At 39.1% G+C, this 15,340-nt stretch carries 12 protein-coding genes, 7 tRNA genes and 1 other RNA gene; 16 read left to right on the top strand and 4 right to left on the bottom strand.

What is annotated here, in order from left to right; translation table 11 throughout:
• Positions 1 to 20: 20 nt before the first annotated feature.
• The 4 genes from BM143_RS16365 to BM143_RS16350 all read right to left on the bottom strand — a co-directional run bounded on the left by BM143_RS16365 (position 21) and on the right by BM143_RS16350 (position 6,209).
• Entirely contained in the window at positions 21 to 770 is a 750-nt protein-coding gene (locus BM143_RS16365) for a M15 family metallopeptidase domain-containing protein (protein WP_090025584.1), read from the bottom strand.
• Positions 771 to 800: 30 nt separating this feature from the next.
• Positions 801 to 1,613 (bottom strand): hypothetical protein, encoded by an 813-nt coding sequence (locus BM143_RS16360; RefSeq protein ID WP_090025582.1) that lies wholly within the window; start codon positions 1,611 to 1,613, stop codon positions 801 to 803.
• Between the two features lie 222 nt (positions 1,614 to 1,835).
• Positions 1,836 to 2,234, bottom strand: a transfer-messenger RNA (tmRNA) gene (ssrA, locus tag BM143_RS16355).
• A gap of 141 nt (positions 2,235 to 2,375) precedes the next feature.
• Positions 2,376 to 6,209: a T9SS type B sorting domain-containing protein gene (locus tag BM143_RS16350; protein ID WP_139222063.1), complete on the bottom strand. Its 3,834-nt coding sequence runs from the start codon at positions 6,207 to 6,209 to the stop codon at positions 2,376 to 2,378.
• Positions 6,210 to 6,605: 396 nt separating this feature from the next.
• Here BM143_RS16350 and rpsU point away from each other — a divergent pair, with 396 nt between their 5' ends.
• The 16 genes from rpsU (at position 6,606) to BM143_RS16275 (ending at position 15,238) form a co-directional block, all read left to right on the top strand.
• Complete coding sequence (rpsU, locus tag BM143_RS16345; RefSeq protein ID WP_034723363.1) at positions 6,606 to 6,803, top strand: 30S ribosomal protein S21; 198 nt, start codon at positions 6,606 to 6,608, stop codon at positions 6,801 to 6,803.
• 81 nt (positions 6,804 to 6,884) lie between these two features.
• The gene (locus BM143_RS16340) at positions 6,885 to 7,772 is read left to right on the top strand and encodes a tyrosine-type recombinase/integrase (RefSeq protein WP_090025579.1); all 888 of its coding nucleotides are present in this window, start codon (positions 6,885 to 6,887) and stop codon (positions 7,770 to 7,772) included.
• On the top strand, positions 7,769 to 8,059 hold the full coding sequence (locus BM143_RS16335) for an HPF/RaiA family ribosome-associated protein (RefSeq protein WP_034723368.1): 291 nt from the start codon (positions 7,769 to 7,771) through the stop codon (positions 8,057 to 8,059). The genes BM143_RS16340 and BM143_RS16335 overlap by 4 nt, the downstream gene beginning before the upstream one ends.
• 108 nt (positions 8,060 to 8,167) lie before the next feature.
• A tRNA-Thr gene (locus BM143_RS16330) sits at positions 8,168 to 8,241 on the top strand.
• Between the two features lie 18 nt (positions 8,242 to 8,259).
• Positions 8,260 to 8,340: transfer RNA gene (locus tag BM143_RS16325), tRNA-Tyr, on the top strand.
• Between the two features lie 89 nt (positions 8,341 to 8,429).
• Positions 8,430 to 8,502: transfer RNA gene (locus tag BM143_RS16320), tRNA-Gly, on the top strand.
• Between the two features lie 93 nt (positions 8,503 to 8,595).
• A tRNA-Thr gene (locus BM143_RS16315) sits at positions 8,596 to 8,669 on the top strand.
• A gap of 20 nt (positions 8,670 to 8,689) precedes the next feature.
• Positions 8,690 to 8,770: transfer RNA gene (locus tag BM143_RS16310), tRNA-Tyr, on the top strand.
• Between the two features lie 86 nt (positions 8,771 to 8,856).
• Positions 8,857 to 8,929 (top strand) — tRNA-Gly (locus tag BM143_RS16305).
• A 42-nt stretch (positions 8,930 to 8,971) separates the two neighbouring features.
• Positions 8,972 to 9,043 (top strand) — tRNA-Thr (locus BM143_RS16300).
• A gap of 494 nt (positions 9,044 to 9,537) precedes the next feature.
• Entirely contained in the window at positions 9,538 to 9,747 is a 210-nt protein-coding gene (locus tag BM143_RS23775; RefSeq protein WP_139222062.1) for a bacteriocin-like protein, read from the top strand.
• Positions 9,748 to 9,789: 42 nt separating this feature from the next.
• On the top strand, positions 9,790 to 10,605 hold the full coding sequence (locus BM143_RS16295; RefSeq protein WP_090025577.1) for a GLPGLI family protein: 816 nt from the start codon (positions 9,790 to 9,792) through the stop codon (positions 10,603 to 10,605).
• Positions 10,606 to 10,681: 76 nt separating this feature from the next.
• The gene (locus tag BM143_RS16290; protein ID WP_090025576.1) at positions 10,682 to 11,362 is read left to right on the top strand and encodes a response regulator transcription factor; all 681 of its coding nucleotides are present in this window, start codon (positions 10,682 to 10,684) and stop codon (positions 11,360 to 11,362) included.
• On the top strand, positions 11,363 to 12,733 hold the full coding sequence (locus tag BM143_RS16285; RefSeq protein WP_090025574.1) for an ATP-binding protein: 1,371 nt from the start codon (positions 11,363 to 11,365) through the stop codon (positions 12,731 to 12,733). It begins immediately after the preceding gene.
• 174 nt (positions 12,734 to 12,907) lie between these two features.
• Positions 12,908 to 14,149: a TolC family protein gene (locus BM143_RS16280; RefSeq protein ID WP_090025572.1), complete on the top strand. Its 1,242-nt coding sequence runs from the start codon at positions 12,908 to 12,910 to the stop codon at positions 14,147 to 14,149.
• A gap of 3 nt (positions 14,150 to 14,152) precedes the next feature.
• A complete protein-coding gene (locus BM143_RS16275; RefSeq protein ID WP_090025570.1) occupies positions 14,153 to 15,238 on the top strand; it encodes an efflux RND transporter periplasmic adaptor subunit in 1,086 nt (361 codons plus the stop codon).
• Positions 15,239 to 15,340: the final 102 nt, after the last annotated feature.

The raw sequence follows: 15,340 nt of genomic DNA, 5'->3' as shown, positions 1-15,340 counted from the left end.
TGTGATTTTAAAATTTTATTTTAAAGGAGGATTGGACTTCTGTATTCATTCGTGAATTTTTCCTGAACGAGATCTTCAGTTTCAGATAAAATTTCATCCAGATTATTAATTGTGAAGATTAATCCTAATTCGCTAAGCGCTTTTTTGGTGTTCTTTCCAATCTGGCCATCGAGGTTCCCGATCTCTTTCCCAAGTCTGATAAGATGGGACTGGATCATCGCCTGTTTTTGATTATCTCCAAAGAAATCCACATGAACTCCAATAGAAAGGATGGCGCTTGCCGCTGCCGCTTTGTAAGGTTTGAAATTCGTGCCTTTTTTTGCGGTGTAGTAATCATAGATAATCTGGTGGCTTCCTCTGCATTCAAAATGCCAGGCTTCAGAGATGCTTTTTTTAGGTTCATCAATAATGGGTACAACGCCATACTTTTTAGCCATCTTCCAGAAATCGGATAATGAAATTTTAATGGAACTTAAATCCAGATCAAAAGCTCTTCCCGCTTCATGGAAACTTCCTCCCGGAGCCGGGCTGAAAGCAGATTTCTTTCCGGATTTATAATCATTATGGGATTGTGCCTGCATTTCGTAACTTCTGAAGAGGTCGCTCAGAATCAGTTTCCCACCTTTTGATGCAAGTTCAGTAGAAATATTAATCAATGCAGTATAGGTGTCAGAGGTACACTTGGCCATTCTCTTGGGTAATGGAAGGAGATCTCCAAGTTCATTTTTGTAGATCGAAATAATCTTAATCGGGAATAAGGGTGATTTCATGATGAGTGGGTTTGAAATTTAATAAATATCTCAAGTATTCAGAAACTCTTCGGCCATCCTTTTTTGCTCTCTGGTTGGCTCTGTATTTTCATCCAGAATCAGGAATTTGGCGTATGCCGCTTTAATCGTTGAAATATTGAATCTATTTTTAGCGTTTGTTATGGCAGTTTTCATTGTATCTCTGGAAGCAATACTGCGCATACTGAACAGAATCGCCTTGCTATCTGTAAATACATCTTTATGGCTGTCATCCGAAATAAAGACCTGAAAAGGTTTGGGTTGTAGCTCACTTGCATGTTCTGCCATGAATTTTTTTACAACGTCTACAGCATCCAGTATTTTCTTATAGTTGGAAAAATTGAAGTCTCCCGGTCCCGGAAGTACGGAGAGAATATCCGGTTTGCTGATTCCTATTCCATTAATTTCATACTCTACTTTTGCAAGCCCTAATTCTGCACTGGCTGCAATTGCTCCAAAATTGAAATTTGCATTGGATTTAATTTCGGAAATTTTTAAAACAACCCGTAGTCCTGCGCCCCATCTTGTTCCGTATATTTTGCCGCCAATTGGAGTTTCTATAATTTTTTCAGTAAAAACCATTGCCTCATAAGATAGTACAAACGCACTGTAATTACCGCTTATGGAGCTTACGCCGATTCCTAAATTGGCCGCTGTTTGTACGCTGAGGGAATTTTGAATCACCCGGAATTGCGAAAAAGGATCTGTTCCTTCATCTAAAGGGATTGGTTTCAGAGATTTTGCATTGTCTTCATAGGCAAATGCTGAAAAATTTCCTTTATCCGTAAGAGTAGGACTGATTGGGTACCATGATAAATTTGACATAATTATTTGTTTTTATAAAATCAAATTTACAACCTATAATTAAAGTTTAAAATACTCCTTTTGTGTGATTTTGTAGTTTTTTTTGTGTGGATATATTTAAAATGATTGCTATTGTTTATATGGTGAGATGAATTGATTGTCTGGTATTGGGGAAAATAGAGAAGTTAACCTCGGTAAGGATTGGTAATAAAAAAGAGAACCTGTATTTTACAGACTCTCTTTTTGTGGAGTTGGAGGGATTCGAACCCTCGTCCAAACAAGCAATACATAAGATTTCTACATGCTTATTCTACCATTGATTTTCGACTGAAGGCAGAGGATAGACACCCAACATCCAGCTTATCTTCTAAAGTTTTCGAGTTTCAGCCGAAGCGTCAGAAACCTTATTTCTACATTCCTATATCTCAGGATCAAACGCCGTAGAACGGAGCATTTGTGAGATATCTTGCTTCCTTACTATCTTCGGGAAAGCGCTTGAATCTTACTTTATTCGGATTAAGCTGCAAGAGCGAACTCTTCGTTGCCAGTTAAAGTTGTGTAGCAAGGGATTTAAGAGATCGCGCTACGGTTCTCTGCATGCTTACTTACCCATTGATCTTGCTGTCGAAACCAGTCAACCCCATGAATAAAGTGAATGCAAAGATAGAGATTTTTGTTTAAATACAGTTAATATCACAGATTGCTTTTTAAATAAGACCGGATTTTTAAAGGAATTGGATATAAAAACTGCCGACAGTATCGCTGTCGGCAGGTGAAGATTGATTAATCCCTGTTTTTTAACAGGACCCATCCCGATATTTCTACCGGTTTTTTACTGACCCTGTCTTCCCAGAATAATCTATACCAATAGGTGTCGGAAGGAAGAGGTCTGTCGAGATACCTTCCGTTCCATATTGGTGTTTTTGTACTTATTTTGAAAACTTCTTTTCCATACTTATCAAATATACTTCCCTGGAAATTTCCATATTTGCTGATCTCGCTGAAATTGATAACATCATTTTTACCGTCGCTGTTGGGTGTGATGACATTCGACATGAAGAAAGTATAATAGGTGGCGTTTGTTTCACACAAGGCGCCTCTGTTTCTTACTTTAACAGGATATTGAGTATTTCTCAGAACATTCGTAAATACATTCGAAGACTGCCACGTCAATCCTCCGTCAATGGAGTATTCAGCAGGAAGATTTCCGCTGTTCTTTATATTGATGGTTAATGTAGGGTCTTTATAAACGATACTCAGGATTTCAGGAGTAACGATATAGTTTACCGTTGCTGTAAATGTCTTTGAACACACTCCGTTGCTAATCGTTACAGAATAAGTTCCTGCCAGTTCTACATTGATGGTGCGTGTTGTTGCACCTGTACTCCAGAGGTAGGTGTAGTTAGGTCCTGCACCGGCGTCCAGTATGGATTTATCCCCTTTACAGATTTCAATATCATGTAATGCAGAAACAATTTCAGGAACAACCTTAATGGTTATAGTGGCTGGTGTAAGCGCTGTACATCCGTTAGCCCCGGTTCCTGTTACCGTGTAAGTTGTCGTTGTGGTTGGTGACACCATTTGTGTATTTCCATTGCCGGGAAGTCCTGTCCATGTATAAGTTGCAGCTCCTGTTGCGGTTAATAGTACGGATTCTCCCATACAGATGGTAAGCTTAGGCGCAGAAACACTTAGTGTGGGAGGTGTTGTGTTTTTTATCACGGTTACGGAAGCCTGGTTGCTACATCCGAAAGGTGTCGCGCTGGTGATGGTAAGCGTATAAGTTCCGCTATTATTGACTGTTGGGGTTAAAGTATTAGCTCCGGAAACAATCACTCCTCCGTTGCTGGCAGTCCATGCAAATGTGGAACCCGGTTGGTAAATTGAAGCTGTTGCATTTAAAGTGATTTGCGAGTTTGTACAAGTAATCTGTGCTGGAGGAGCAATGTTCACAATGATCGCGGCATCCATCACGACTGTTGCGGATTTTTGATATTGGCAGCCGGAAGGTTTTGTTATCGTAACGGTATAAGTTCCTGGCACATTAACGGTATTCACTGCTCCGTTCACACTATTTGACCACACAAAAGTATTCCCGGTTCCCTGGGCAGATGCAGTGAGTGTTGTTGAGGCTCCCTGGCAGAAAGTCAGATTTCCTGAGATATTGATAGTAGGATTGGTTTCTGATAAAATGGTTACAGATGCCGGGGTGCTGGCACATAACCCGTTTGAACCTGTTAAAGTATAAGTTCCAGGAGTGGTGATTGTAATAGAGGGTGTTGTGGCACCTGTAGACCAGGTATTTCCTGTTGCATTGCTTGATGTTAAAGTTACACTTCCTCCATAGCAAATCGTAGAAGAAGATGCTGTAATGGTTGGCACAGGGAATTGAGTGACGGAAAGCTGCAGCTGGGCCACTTTAAAGCATGTTGAAGATTTTACACGGACGTAGACTGTAGTATTTCCTGAGGTATACGCCGTGGGATTGGGAATGGTGTTCGCGTTTCCTGCGAGAGCATCCGCCTGATTCACATAATAATCAAAACTTAAAGCTGTCATCGTACTGATGCCTTGTTGAGATGAGGTGAGATTAAAGACAGCAGTCGCTGAATTGGAGCATTGACTTAAACTTGAATTCTGAATAGTAGGAACAACACCTTGTGTTACCGTCACGGATTTTGTGTATTCACAATTGGCTGGCGTTTTTACGGTTACAGTATATGTTCCCGGTGCTGTAACTGAAACAGTATTTCCTGTTGTACCCGTAGACCATGTATACGTGTTTCCTGTTCCGGCTGAAGAGGCGGTAAGTTGTGTACTTGGCGAGTCACAAAGCAATAAATTCCCGGTAATTTCTACATTAGGATTATTTTCCTGGTTGATCGTAACAGAGGCAGGAGTGCTTGTGCAGCTTCCGATGGTATTGGTCAAAGTATAAGTTCCGGGGGTGGTAATGGTGATTGATGCTGTTGTCGCTCCGGTAGACCATGTATTTCCTGTCGTAATACTTGAGGTTAAAATAACGTTTCCTCCGTAGCAGATTGTTGGGGATGATGGAGTAATAGTAGGAGTAATGGATTGAGTAATGTTTAATTGTAATTGAACTATTTTAAAACATGTTCCAGATTTTACCCGCACATATATTGTAGCATTTCCTGAAGTGTAAGCTGCCGGAGTGGAAATGGTATTGGTATTTCCTGCAAGCGCATCTGCTTGATTCAGATAATAATCAAAAGTTATATTAGCGGTGGTGCTGATGCTGGGTTGAGCAGAGGTAAGATCAAAGAGACCCGTAGTCGAATTGGAGCATTGACTTAAACTAGAATTCTGAACAACGGGAATGACCCCTTGAGTCACTGTTACAGATTTTGTATACTGGCAGTTGGCGGGTGTCTTTACCGTAACCGTATATGTTCCCGGCGTCGTAACTGAGATCGTGTTTCCTGTCGTACCTGTAGACCACGTGTAGGTATTTCCTGTTCCGTTTGAAGAAGCGGTAAGTTGGGAAGCTGTAGATTCGCAGAGCACAAGATTTCCTGCTATATCTACAGAAGGGTCGGTGTCCTGAGTAATGGTAATGGAAGCCGGACTGCTTGTACAGACTCTGTTCGTACTCGTTAAAGTATAAGTTCCGGGAGTTGTTACAGTGATGGTTGGTGTGGTAGCCCCCGTAGACCAGGTGTTCCCTGTAGCATTATTGGAGGTTAGGATAATGCTTCCCGCGGGGCATAAAACAGTAGCTGAAGGTGTTATGGAAGCGGTTAAGCTCTTGTTTTTAAATACAATGGCATTGGTTTGTTTACAGGCATTGATCGTGCTGCCAGAACTGTTCGGATCATGATAATTAATGTTATAATAATAGGTTGTCGTAGTATTGACATTAGTGGGGGTTGTAATAGGATTGGCTCCTGTTGCTGCATTATTGGCACTATTAAAATAAGTAACCGTAAAATTCGGATTTCCGTTTAATATACCTGTAGATAAAGAACTGAAGTCAAAAAGGGCAGTCGCTCCACAGATTCCGATTTCGCGCGGCGAGTTGACACCTGGACCCGGTGTACCCGGTGGAATGAACGGATTGGGAGCTGCTGTAGAATTATTAAAAGGTGAAACGAAGGTGGCTGTTCCTCCCCACGTCAGGTTAAAAGTATACACAGTCGTAGACCAGTTGTCCAGATACAAATAATAAGTCTGACCGGCCACTACATCCATGTACCGACAGTAAGGATCCGTATTTCCACCGGCAGACACTGTATTGTTGTTGGTCATATTCATTCCTGTACTGGTCAGGGCCCCTGAAGCATTGCAGCGGATAGGAGATCCCAGATTGTTGCAGCTTGCATTGGGTCCGTAAATAGCCCAGTCATAGTCTACAGGTCCCGTAGGAACAAGATTGAAAGTAAGGGTGCCGCTTGTTGCAATAGTAAATTTGTACCATACAGAATGATGTTCACCGGATAAACATCCTCCCACATCTTCGTTGATATTACCGATTCCGGAAGGGGTGTAATTGATATTGGAGTTTCCACATACCATTATAGCGAAGTTGCAGTCTTCCTGTGCAGAAAGAGAGGTGCAGAAAATGAATAAAAACAGGAGGAGTAGTTTTCTTATCATATCGGAAGAAGGGGGTTTGTGAAATAAAGTTTTTAGCAAATTGTACTGCCTTATAAATGAATGATTTGAGTAAGGTGGATGTTGTGAATCACAACTAAAAAGGAGTAATACGGGAAGAAATGTTCTTTTCCTTGGTTTTCATAGCAGTCTGGTTTTTAGAGTTTTAATAATTACAAATCTATTGAAATAAATTTATTTTAATAGATTTCGGTTATATTTTAAATTAATTTGATAATTAAGTTAAAATTGTAAATATTTAATACTAAAAACAATTAAAAAATATCGTTTAAATAATCAAATGAATGAAAATAATATGGGCGAAATTATTTTTAAAGGATATAATTTGTGAATTAATGAAAAAATGCTAACTTTGCAATCCAAAATGAGATGTAAAATATGTTAATAATTCCAGTAAAAGATGGGGAATCCATCGACAGAGCTTTAAAAAAATATAAAAGAAAATTTGATAAAACGGGTACAGTTCGTCAATTGAGATCTAGACAAGCGTTTATTAAGCCTTCTGTAACTTTAAGACAATCTAGACTAAAAGCCGCTTACAAACAAAGAGGCCTTAGTAAGGAAGAACAGGCTTAAGATTTTTCTTAACCACATATAATTCACTTCTTAAATATTCGTATATTTGAGAGGTGAATTTTTGTTTTTATACCTTAAGTGATGTTGGATAAATATATAGAATATGTACAGTTCGAGAAGAGGTATTCGCCTCATACCGTTACAAGCTACAAAAAAGACCTTGACGATTTTTCCCATTTCTATCTCAAAACAGAAGGTTCCGAAGATATTTCCAAAGCAGACAAAAAAGTCATCAGAAATTTTATCGTTGAATTGAGTGAAAATAATATTTCAAAAAGAAGTATTAATAGAAAATTATCCACTTTACGAAGTTTTTATCTTTTTCTTTTAAAAATCGGGGAGATTAAAGTTTCTCCCGCAGAAAGCATCTCTTCCCTGAAGTTTTACGCTGAAAAACAGATTCCTATGTCACAGGAAGAAATGCAGACCCTTAGCGATCGCGTCCTCCCGGAGCATCATGATCTCCTCGATCAGTGTATTATTGAAGTGTTGTATCAGACCGGAATGCGTAAAGCCGAGCTTTGTGGCCTGATGTTTGAGTATGTAAACATAAGCGGAAACGAGCTGAGGGTAATAGGAAAGGGAAATAAAGAACGCTTTATTCCCATCTCCGAAGATCTGTCTCATCTGCTCGAAAGTTACCTCAGAATAAGGAAACCGGAAGACCCATATAAATCATATTTTTTCGTCAATAAAAAGGGGAAAAAACTCTCCGAAAAATTTGTTTATGTGGTAGTTAATAAGTACCTTAGTCTTGTAACTACGAAAGAAAAAAGAAGTCCTCACATCCTTCGGCATAGCTTTGCTACGCATGTTTTGGATAATGGGGCGGAGATCTCCAAAGTAAAAAAAATATTAGGGCATTCCAGTCTTGCAAGTACTCAAGTCTATACGAATGCCAATATTGAACAATTGAAAAAAGTGTTTAATCAGGCTCATCCCAGAGCATCTAAAAAAGAAGAATTATGAAGATCACAGTTCAATCAATTGGTTTAACTCCACACGAACCATTAGAATCACACATTGACAAAAAAGTAAGCAAGTTGGAAACCTTCTATGATAAAATTCATGAGTGCAAGGTGTTCCTGAAAGTTGAAAACGCTTCGGATAGAAACAATAAAACTACCGAACTTATCTTAGCCGTTCCGGGTGACGATATCGTCGTAAAAAAGACATCCGAAACTTTTGAAGAAAGTTTGGACCTTTGTGTTGATACAGCTAAAAAGCTACTAATCAAGAAAAAAGAGATGGCGTAGAAAAAAAAGATAAAAAAAGTCATAAAAAAGTTTGAGAATTCAAAAAAACCGTTCTATATTTGCACTCGCAAAAAGGGAACAGCGTTCTTTTGAATTCTTTTTGTTTATGCCTCCATAGCTCAGTTGGCTAGAGCAGCTGATTTGTAATCAGCAGGTCGTGGGTTCGAGTCCCTCTGGAGGCTCTTTTAATATAAACATTCGGGAAGATTCCAGAGTGGCTAAATGGGACTGACTGTAACTCAGTTGCTTCGGCTTCGCAGGTTCGAATCCTGCTCTTCCCACAGTTTATATTTAAAAAAAAGTTTTGCAGGTTTCAAGAAAATTTCTTAGATTTGCAAACCGTTAAACCAATAGTTTTGGAAACAAAATTGCGAAAGTAGCTCAGTTGGTAGAGCGTCAGCCTTCCAAGCTGAATGTCGCGAGTTCGACCCTCGTCTTTCGCTCAAAAAGTCAGACTGAAAAAGAATGATTTTTTTAACTACTGAAAAGCTTAGAGTAGAATTTTCTCAAAAGCGTTCAGTCACAACATTAAAATTGCCTCCATAGCTCAGTTGGCTAGAGCAGCTGATTTGTAATCAGCAGGTCGTGGGTTCGAGTCCCTCTGGAGGCTCAATTTTAATATAAACATTCGGGAAGATTCCAGAGTGGCTAAATGGGACTGACTGTAACTCAGTTGCTTCGGCTTCGCAGGTTCGAATCCTGCTCTTCCCACAGTTTATATTAAAAAAAATCTTGCAGATTTAAAAGGATTTTCCTAGATTTGCAAAGCGTTTACCAATAGTTTTGGAAACAAAATTGCGGAAGTAGCTCAGTTGGTAGAGCGTCAGCCTTCCAAGCTGAATGTCGCGAGTTCGACCCTCGTCTTCCGCTCAAAGAAAATCACGCTGATTAGTGTGATTTTTTTTAGTTAGTGCCGACTTAGCTCAGCGGTAGAGTGCTTCCTTGGTAAGGAAGAGGTCACGGGTTCAAGTCCCGTAGTTGGCTCTCAAAATTTCCCGAATTTCCTTCGGGATTTTTTTTTGCCCAAAATTTTCCACGTTTCAAAATAAAAGATCAATGATCATGTCCAAAAGTGATTGAATAAACAAAGATTAATTTGCTATCCCAGATGATCCGACTAAAACAGATTATCAAAAAGTAAAATCTGCTCAATCTCTGCGTTAAATTTCAAATATTATATTCATCCCTTCATCAGAATTAACGAAGTTGATTCCGCCTTTGCTCTCCTTTATAAGCAGTATGATAATTTTCTTTGCGTTAGAAAAAAGTTACGGCTGCTCCACAAGCTTTGCACGTGATCAAATAATAATGTATTTTGATATTAATTCAAGTCTTTCGAAAAAAAACATCTAGTTCCTGCCTGATGAACACGTATTTTTAATCTATATTAAATAATGCTGAAAACTGATTTCCCTCATGTGTGATATTTTAGATGAAACATATATTTGTGATCTAAACTTTTAAACCAAAGTATTACAATGAAAAACTTAAAGAAGATTTCAAGAGCAGATTTGAAAGAAATTATTGGAAATGGCGGTGGCGGTATGGCCTGTCGTGGTGAAGAATGTATGGGAGGTATTGATGAGACCAGATTTATCAGATGCTGTACCGAGTTTTCGAATCCTCCTCAATGTGGAAGTTCTTGCGGAACAACATGTGGCAGGGGATATTATGCTCAATACTGTTAACTAAAAAAAATCAGGCTCCCGAATCGGGAGCTTATTTTATATATGATGAAAAACTTTCTTCCGAGACTTATTTCTTTTGTTGTTATTTTTTTTCTCAGCAATCAGGTATATTCCCAAAACTTAATGTTTGTATATGACTACACGTACAAGCCGGACAGCTTATCTGAGAACTCAGAAAAAGAGCCTATGTTTTTGTGGATAAACAACAAGCAATCTACATTTGCCAGCTACGAAAGACTGACGACAGATTCACTCTACGTGCATGACAAGAATACTGATTTTACCAAGGGGAAAATTTTCTGGAAGATCAATAAAAGCCTCAGTTCCGGGGAAATTACCGAAACTCAATACTCTTATCCTGTCATGTATTCATTTCCGGATGATATAAAACTGAGCTGGGAACTCATTAACGAAACAAAAACATCTTTCGGGTATACACTTTATAAAGCAAAAACCCGTTTTAGAGGAAGAATCTGGGAGGCCTGGTACTGTCCTAAAATACCCATCAGTGACGGACCTTTCAAATTCAAAGGTTTGCCAGGGATAATATTTGAAATTTCTGATACCCGGAACGCTCACAGTTTCTCCTTAATAAAACTATACAAGACAAATCTTGATGTATCGGGTTTAAAAAGTTCTCTCTTCATAGATAAGCAACAAAGAATTTCAAAGAAGGAATATTTGAAATTGAAAAAAATTGAATTGGATGATCCTGCGAGAGGTTTTAAAGCCGATGTATACAGCGGAAAGATTGTCCTGAAAGACAGAGATCCGAACGAGATCATCAGGGGAATCGAAAAGAAAGCTTTGGAAGACCGGAAGAAAAATAATAACCCCATTGAGCTGAATCAGCACTAAAACGATTGGACACAGCATCGCCAATTAACCTGAATACTCATAAATTTTCGTTAAATTCGTATCAAATAAATTTTTGATGAATATTCTTTTATTGGAAGATGACCTTATTCTCTCGGCAGAACTCTGCAGGTTTTTGGAATCGCACAGCTTTACCTGTGACAAAATCTATGACGGTGAAACCTTTCTCCGCCAGATCAAAAACAATACCTACGATCTGTATCTGCTGGATATTAATGTACCTAAAATAAATGGATTGGATGTCTGCCAGACCATCCGTTCTTTCGATAAAAATACACCCATCATCATTATTTCGGCTTACGGAGATATTTCCGATAAAAAGGATGCCTTCACAAGATTGGCCGACGATTATCTGGTAAAACCTTTTCAGTTTGAAGAGCTGCTGCTAAGAATCAACTCTCTGTTAAGGAGAAAAGCACCATCTGATACTGCAGATCAGGATATCATCAGAGTAGACGACCTCATCATCAATAAAACAGAACAGAAGGTGTACAGAGCCGGTAATGAGATCGCTCTTACGCTGAAGGAATTCCAGTTGCTGGTGTATCTTGCCGAAGCGCAGGGAAGAACCGTTTCCAAACAACAGATCACTGAACATGTATGGGAGCATAACTTCAATACGAATACCAATACTGTAGAAGTCTACATCAATTTTCTGCGAAAGAAGATCGATAAAGATTTTAAACTGAAACTTATCCACACCCGTTCCGGTTTCGGATATTACCTAAGCCCATTGTAGATGTCTTTAAAAAGAAAGATAGCATTAACGATCAGTATCGCTTTTTCCTTGCTCTTTGCAATGGTGATGGCGGTTATCTATCTGTCTTTTAACGATTTCAGAAGAGATGAATTTAAGGAAAGATTCAGGCAGCGCCTTGAATTTACCACCCACTTCATTTCAAAGTCTAAAGATTTCGAAGAAGAAGCTCCGATCTTTTTTAACGAAAACTCAGATAATATCCTTCTTAACGAAACCATCTTAATTTTCAACAGTGAGAAAGAACTGATCTACAGCACGATCAAAGACCGTAATGTCACCTGGGACAGTGCCCTTCTCAAAGAGCTGGATGAAAAGAAAATCATATACACGGAAAAAACAGTTCCCGAAATCTATGCGGCGCTCCGGAATATCAATGGTGAAAATTATTATATCCTCACCAGCGCATTTGATACCAACGGAAAATCAAAACTGGAATACCTTAAATACCTTTTGATCACGGCGTACGTGATGAGTACCCTTCTCATCGGGTTTTTCAGTTATTATTTCATGGGACAATTCCTCCGTCCTTTAGAAGATCTGAATACCGAAATCTCGGAAGTCACGGCTCATAAACTCACCACACAAATTCCTGTTCAGGAGTCGAATGATGAAATTAATGTTCTGGCTAAATCCTTCAATACCATGATTGCAAGGCTGGACGATGTTTTTCAGTCTCAGAAAGATTTTACGGCAAGTGCTTCCCATGAAATCAGGACTCCTATTACCAGGATGGCTTTCCAGCTTGAAAATCTGATCAAGTTTGAAGAGCATTCCCCTGAAACGTTAACTTCCTTAAAACAGATTCAGAAGGATGTTTATCAATTGTCGGATCTTACCAACTCTCTTTTGCTCCTTACCAAATTCGATAAAGAAAATATTCAGAGTATTTATGAAGAAGTAAGAATTGATGAAGTTATTTTTGAAGCTTTCGAAGCCGTAGAGAAAAGTTATCCATCACTGAAACTGGACTTCCTGATCTCTGAAGACACTTCCGAAAATGGTCTTCTGACCATAAGCGGTATTCAGTCCCTGTTGGTGATTGTTTTTATTAATCTTTTCAAAAACGCAGCGGTCTATTCCGATGATGAGGAAGTAGATGTTCTCATCACGGAAACGAATGACCAGCTTACAGTAGATGTCATTTCTCGTGGTAATACAATTCCTGAAGAAGAACAGGCTAAATTATTTGAAGCCTTTATGCGTGGAAATAATTCCCAAAACATTTCCGGCTCCGGCCTCGGCCTCCGAATCGTCAAGAGAATTCTTGAATACCACGGCGCGGAGATCATATATTCTTCTCCTGCTGAACAGACCAATACGTTTAGCGTAATCTTTAGTAAACACTTATAATTAAGTCCTCACTTTGTACTTCTATAATAAGTGAGCTTCCTTTCTTCCATCCTGTAATTTTCCGACAAATACAGCATTTATCGGTGTTTGTAACCAAATTTAATTTTTTTTTAAGGCTCCTTTAAGGTCGTTTTAATCGTATAGCGGCAATTTTGTACCATAAATAAAGATAGAATGAACAAAATTGCAGGGCTGTTTATTGCCATTTCCTCATTCATGGCAGGACAGCAACAGATGTCACTTTTGGAATGTGAAGAGGCTTTTCAGAAAAACAATCTTCAGCTTCTCGCAGAACAGTATAACATCAACATGGCCGATGCAGATATCCTGCAGGCTAAGATATGGGAACTTCCACAACTAAGCGGACAGATCAATGCCTATAATCCTGAAGGTAAGAAAGCCTTTGATATAGGCCATGCCAAAGGAGCACAGGTCACCCAACTGATCTATATGGGTGGGAAAAAGAAAAACGAAATTGCTTTTGCAAAATCGAACAAAGAACTCGCACAGCTTCAGTTTTCGCAACTTCTGGTAGATCTCAGAACCCAACTTCATGAAGCATATTTCAATCTGTATTACGAAAAACTGAAACTGGATAATACCAATAAGCAGTTAGGATATATGAATGATCTCTTAAGTGCTTACCGTGCGCAATCTGCCAAAGGTAACGTTTCCCTTAAAGACGAAGTAAGACTGCAGAGTCTCGTGATCCAGCTTAATAACGATAAACTGGGCATCAATAAAAACATCCTTGAATTTGAACAGAGTTTAAAAGTCCTTACGGGAATCTCAGATGATATAGAACCCCAGCTTTCTGAGGTGGATGCCAAAGAAATTCTTGCGGCTCAGCCTTTCGGAGATGAAGATGAATTGAAGAAAAAAGCCCTGGAAAATAATTCTGATTACCAGTATTTCTTAAAATTAATAGACAACAGTAAACTATACGCACAATGGCAGAAATCTCTGAATGTTCCGGATCTTAATGTAGGAGCCGGATGGGACCAAAACGGTGGAACCTTTAAAAACGAGGTGAATCTGATGGTGGGAATTCCGTTACCCTTATGGAAATCCAATCAGGGAAATGTGGTGAAGGCCAATTTCGCCATTCAGCAGAATCAGAAAAATGCAGATTATCAGAAACTGAATCTGGAAACCAAAGTACAGTCTGCCTATAAAACCTGGAAAAGCCAGTATGACCAGCTTGCCGAGATCAAATCCACAGACCTGAGCAATATGGAACTGGTGTATGACGGAATGCTGAAAAATTTCAGAAAAGGAAACGTCAACCTTATAGAATTTACAGATTTCATGGACAGCTACAGACAAACGGCGCTCCAGATCTATGATATGAAGAATGAAATCATGCAGTCGGCAGAACAACTTAATCAACTAATACAAACGAAAATCTTCTATTAAGCTATGAAAAAATATATAATCCCTGTACTGATAGCCCTTTCATTATTATCATGTACCAAAAAAGAGGAAGAAAAAGCACCACAGGCAAAGAAAGGTTTTGAACTGAGCAATACCATGCTTAATTCCATCGCTCTGGCCAAAGTGGAAACGAAAAATATAGAAGACCAATATAGCTTTTACGGAAAGATTTCTGCCGATAAAAACAGTTATATCGATGTATATCCTTTGGTAGGCGGAAATGTTTTGAGCGTAAATGCCGAACTTGGAGATTACGTGAGAAAAGGGCAGGTACTGGCTACGATTAGGAGTACTGAGCTGGCCGAAGTTCAGAAAGATGTAAGTGATGCGAAGACAGATCTTGTGGTGGCTCAGAATAATCTGCGTGTTGCCAAAGAAATGTACGAAGGAAAGCTGAATACGGAAAGAGAAGTTCTTGAAGCCAGAAGTGTCGTACAGAAAGCCCAGGACCAAATGCAGAGAGCTACAGCCGTAAGTACAGTTTATAATGTGAAAAAGGGAAATATCTACAGCGTTCTTGCCCCTATCAGCGGATACATCGTTCAGAAAAACATCAATAAAGATATGCAGCTGAGAAGCGACAGAAGTGAAAATATTTTTGACGTAGCGAATACAACCAACGTATGGGCCATCATGAATGTAAATGAAGCTGATATTGATAAAATAAGTCTGGGAATGAAAGCACAGGTTTCCACACTTTCCTATCCGGATAAAGTTTTTGACGGAAGAATTGATAAAATATTCAAGATCATTGATCCCGAAACCAATTCCATGCAGGCAAGAGTCGTACTGGATAATGCCAACGGCTTGCTGATCCCGGAAAGTAAGGCCACCATTAAAGTGTCAAGCTCTGAGAACAGCACAGCACTGACAGTCCCTTCAAAAGCCGTGATTTTCGATGACAACAGAAGTTTTGTCGTGGTTTTCAAATCCAGAACCGATATAAAAGTGAAAGAAATAAAGATATTAAAGCAGGTGGGAGATATCACCTATGTAGCCGGAGGCCTGTCTGAAGGGGAGGAAGTAATCACAAACAACCAGTTATTGATCTATCGTTCTCTGAACAGTTAAATTTTTATTTTGAATATATTAAGGAATTAAGGAATTAAGGAATTAAGGAATTAAGGAATTAAGGAATTAAGTTGAATTGCTAAACTTCACCACTTCATTTCC

This window comes from Chryseobacterium oleae (assembly GCF_900115055.1).
GTDB classification, from domain to species: Bacteria; Bacteroidota; Bacteroidia; order Flavobacteriales; family Weeksellaceae; genus Chryseobacterium; species Chryseobacterium oleae.
Note: the sequence above shows the minus strand (reverse complement) of the source record. Positions and strands in the feature narration are given on the sequence as shown.